The 329-nt window shown below is 31.0% G+C and carries 1 protein-coding gene; it reads right to left on the bottom strand.

The window, feature by feature from the left end:
* Positions 1–20: 20 nt before the first annotated feature.
* A partial coding sequence (locus IE187_RS21160; RefSeq protein WP_229839647.1) for a protein rep occupies positions 21–329 on the bottom strand: 309 nt, incomplete at its 5' end.

The raw sequence follows: 329 nt of genomic DNA, 5'->3' as shown, positions 1-329 counted from the left end.
TATCTTTTAAATAATCCAATTCACCATTCTTTAATTTCTTTCTCGCTGTGATAGTCATCACGTTCCGCATTATACGTGACTTCTAATTTACGAACATAACCTTTCGCAATAGACTTAATCTTTTTACGTTCAATCATCTTTTTAAATGATTTATTATACTTTTGTATCTCACCTTCTAAATGCTCAGCTGTAACATTTGGGGTCGTAAGTGTTAAAAATATAAATGATTTTGACTCCTCTTGTTGTGCCACAAAACTCAAGAATGTATTGCACTCCCTTATCAAATCCATTTGTCCTTCTTTCACATGTCGTTTAATAAATTTTTGAAA

The organism is Sphingomonas glacialis (genome assembly GCF_014653575.1).
Taxonomy (GTDB): domain Bacteria; phylum Pseudomonadota; class Alphaproteobacteria; order Sphingomonadales; family Sphingomonadaceae; genus Sphingomonas; species Sphingomonas glacialis.
This window is presented reverse-complemented; position numbering and strand designations above follow the sequence as displayed.